The sequence below is a fragment of the Arcicella sp. GW458-12-2-14-TSB2 genome (genome assembly GCF_059423785.1).
This window is the reverse complement of the sequence record NZ_JBWKYN010000294.1, coordinates 1-3,604: the sequence shown is the minus strand read 5'-3', so window position 1 is coordinate 3,604 and position 3,604 is coordinate 1. Positions and strand designations below refer to the sequence as shown.

At 33.9% G+C, this 3,604-nt stretch carries 4 protein-coding genes; 3 read left to right on the top strand and 1 reads right to left on the bottom strand.

From position 1 onward, the window contains the following. Positions 1-4: 4 nt before the first annotated feature. On the bottom strand, positions 5-1,357 hold the full coding sequence (locus tag AC07XN_RS23760; RefSeq protein ID WP_494744850.1) for a Gfo/Idh/MocA family protein: 1,353 nt from the start codon (positions 1,355-1,357) through the stop codon (positions 5-7). Between the two features lie 465 nt (positions 1,358-1,822). On the opposite strand from AC07XN_RS23760, the gene AC07XN_RS23755 reads away from it, so the two are divergent. The 3 genes from AC07XN_RS23755 to AC07XN_RS23745 form a co-directional block, all read left to right on the top strand. After that, the gene (locus AC07XN_RS23755) at positions 1,823-2,242 is read left to right on the top strand and encodes a 6-pyruvoyl trahydropterin synthase family protein (protein WP_323247535.1); all 420 of its coding nucleotides are present in this window, start codon (positions 1,823-1,825) and stop codon (positions 2,240-2,242) included. Next, positions 2,202-2,906 (top strand): GTP cyclohydrolase I FolE, encoded by a 705-nt coding sequence (folE, locus tag AC07XN_RS23750; RefSeq protein ID WP_309916634.1) that lies wholly within the window; start codon positions 2,202-2,204, stop codon positions 2,904-2,906. The genes AC07XN_RS23755 and folE overlap by 41 nt, the downstream gene beginning before the upstream one ends. A gap of 175 nt (positions 2,907-3,081) precedes the next feature. After that, a partial coding sequence (locus AC07XN_RS23745) for an RDD family protein (RefSeq protein WP_494744849.1) occupies positions 3,082-3,604 on the top strand: 523 nt, incomplete at its 3' end.

Genomic DNA, 3,604 nt, shown 5'->3' with positions numbered 1-3,604 from the left:
ATATTTAATATTCGTCTGTTAATCCAAAGATACGTTTGTTGGTTTTCCACTTTCCTCTAGTAAAGTCTGGAATTTCGACAGAAGCTGAATTTTTAGCAATTGAAAGTTCTGATAATGGACTAATTGCAGACCACACCGCTGCATCATACACATCAATTGGAGGTGCTACCTTTCTTTTAACAGACTCTACGAAAGCCCTTAATACAAAGTAGTCAATCCCGCCATGACCCGCGTTTTCAGCATCCTTGGCATGCGTTTTCCAAAGTGGATGGTCGTATTTATCTTGATATTCCTTGAAAGGGTCCCAACGGTCATGATTCTTCGCCAAGCTTTCTAAGTAAATAGATTTGTTATCTTCTGTCCAGATGCCTTCCGTGCCTTGTACTCTAAATCCTAAGGAATAAGGACGGGGTAAATTAGTATCATGTGTAATCAAAATAGTTTCTCCGTTGGCACACTTAATGACTGTTGTTACTACATCACCCAATTTGAATTTTACTTTAGCATTCGGATGGTCGGCACCGCCTTTCTTTACAATATAATCATGCAAACCTCTTGATTTGGTAGCAGTAGAGGTCAAAGAAAGGAATCTGTTACCACGATTAATATCTATCATTTCAGCTACAGGCCCTAAACCATGCGTAGGATAAATATCACCATTTCTATCTATCGAATGTTGTGTACGCCATTTAGCTTCAGAAAAACCCTTTTCTCCAAATTCCACCCCACCACCATAAGGTTGTTTACCATCATTAAACTTTACACCACGTAAATCGTGCTGATAACCACATTGTAAATGGACTATTTCACCAAAAAGATTCTGACGAACCATGTTTAATACAGCCATCACATCTCTGCGATAGCACACATTTTCAAGAATCATACAATGCGAACCTGTTTTCTCGAAAGTATTGACCAAATCCCAAGATTCTTGTAAGGTAACCGTTGCGGATACCTCCACGCCTGCATATTTGCCAGCTTTCATCGTAGCAACAGACATCGGGACGTGCCATTCCCAAGGAGTAGCGATGATGATTCCGTCTAAATCATCACGTTTTACCATGTTCTCAAAATCATGTTCGTTTTTTTGATATACAGCAGGCTCTTTTCGACCTTTATCTTTCAACATTTTTAAAGAAATAGCAATTGCATTAGGGTCGATATCACAGATGGCGTTAATTTCTACGTCATCACGATACATTGCCATCTCTAAATGATTCCTTCCCCTGAGACCCACACCGATAAAACCAAGGCGAACCTTTTTTTCATCTTCTTTAGCACCAAATACAAAATTGGGAATAGTCAGTGCGGCCGTACTTGCCAGAGCTGTTGATTGGATAAACTTGCGTCTTTGCATTTTTTTAATTTGAAGATAGTGTTTTAGTAAGCATTGCAGAGTTCCTTTTAAATTATTTGAACTCAAAATCAAAAAATGATGTTTCTAACCTAACAAATAATTTCGAGAAAAATAATCATAATTTGTGGCTTCAAAAGAAAGATTGACAAATAATTTAGTGAAAGCATTCAAATCAGTAATTGATTGCTGATAATTTTAAGATATTTGTTGTAAGAAAGAATTTTCTAAATAAACATGATGAATATTTGTTTAATCTTTTTTGTAATTAATTAAACAAATTTAAACGTTCTCTTGTTATTAATTACGAATACCATTACGCTGATTTAGTTTAAGAGTGTTGCTGACAACCTTTCAGACGGCTTTTAAACTTTGAGACTAAATTCCGCATGATTGTCTCCAACTTACCATAATTAGTCGAAAAGTATGACTAATTAAAAGTTGAATTTTAAAAAAATCAAAGATAATATGATGCCAAAAAGAGTGTCGGTGTTTAGGAAGGAGCATTTTAATGCCGCACATCGACTGAATAATCCGAATTGGTCGGATGAGAAAAATGAACGTGTTTATGGAAAATGTAATAATTTCAATTATCACGGGCATAATTATGATTTAATCGTACAAGTAACTGGTGAAATAGACATTGAAACTGGTTATGTGATGGATATGAAAGTCTTGAGCGAACTTATCAAAGTTGAAATTTTAGATAGATTTGACCATAAAAATTTGAATTTAGATACTGAAGAATTCAAAGACATCAATCCTTCAGCTGAAAACATCGCTATCGTCATTTATGACAAACTGAAACCCAAAATCAACTCAAACTTTGACCTTAAAATTAGATTATATGAAACCGAACGAAACTTTGTTGAATACCCTGTTAGTTGATAACAATAATAAAATTAGGTTTACGGATGAAGAAATCGGTGATGAGCATATCATGACGTCGGTAGATACTCCTATGCGTGATGATGCTTTTGATATGACTGACGATGAAAAGATGGCTCAGATAGAATACCACTTCAAGCAAATTATGGAGACTTTGGGATTAGATTTGACAGACGATTCATTAAAAGGTACGCCTAAAAGAGTAGCAAAAATGTATGTAAAGGAGATTTTTAGTGGTCTCGACCCTAAAAATATGCCTTCTGTGGCTCTTTTTGAAAATAAATATCAATACAATGAGATGTTAGTTGAAAAAAACATTTCATTCTATTCAAATTGCGAACACCACTTTGTACCTATTTTTGGTAAAGCCCATGTGGCTTACATCGCGAATGGACAAGTGATAGGTTTATCTAAATTAAACCGTATCGTTCAGCATTTTGCCAAACGCCCACAAGTACAAGAACGTTTGACAATGCAAATTGCCAAAGAATTACAGAAGCTTTTAGGCACAGAAGACGTAGCCATCATGATTGATGCCAAACACCTTTGTGTAGCGTCAAGAGGAGTGAAGGATGATACATCAACTACTATTACAAGTTTTTATGGTGGTAAATTTGCAGAAGAAGCTACTAAGGCTGAATTCTTGAAATATATTGCTGTGTAAAATTTTAGATAGGTTTCAATTATCACCAAAAAATCCGCTCAGGTTCTGGGCGGATTTTTTGTGTTTGTAGAATGAGTGGTTCAATATATGAAAATTAAATATTTAAATTAAAGATGGAATTACTATATTGTAAGCCATTAAATCGAAATAAAAAATAACCCTAAAAACATTTATTATGCCACTAAATTTTAAGGAGTATGTAACTCTATCATCTAGAAAAAGAAGAATAGCCGCCTTTATGATTGATCATTTTGTAATGTCCACGATAGGAGTTTTAATTTTTTTTCTAACATTGGGACCAGACTTTATGAATGAAAATAGTCTAAATGATATAACAATAGCAATGTCATTTGTAATGCTTTTAATCTTTGTACTTTATTTTGCAAAAGATAGTGTAAATGGTATAAGTATAGGAAGATGGATAATGGGAATAATGGTTCGAGATGAAGAAGATTCTAATATTGTACCTTCATTTGGTAGATTATTTTTACGGAATCTATTTCTAATTATTTGGCCAGTAGAATTTATTGTTTTGGCTACTAGTAATGTTAAAAAAAGATTGGGAGATAAAGTATTAAAAACAATTGTAATTAGAAATCCCGATAAACCTAAGACAATTATACGTATTCTTGCCGTATTGGGTACTTTCATTTTATTTTTTGTAATTGTTTTATTACTTTCTGTAAGTACTATTAAAA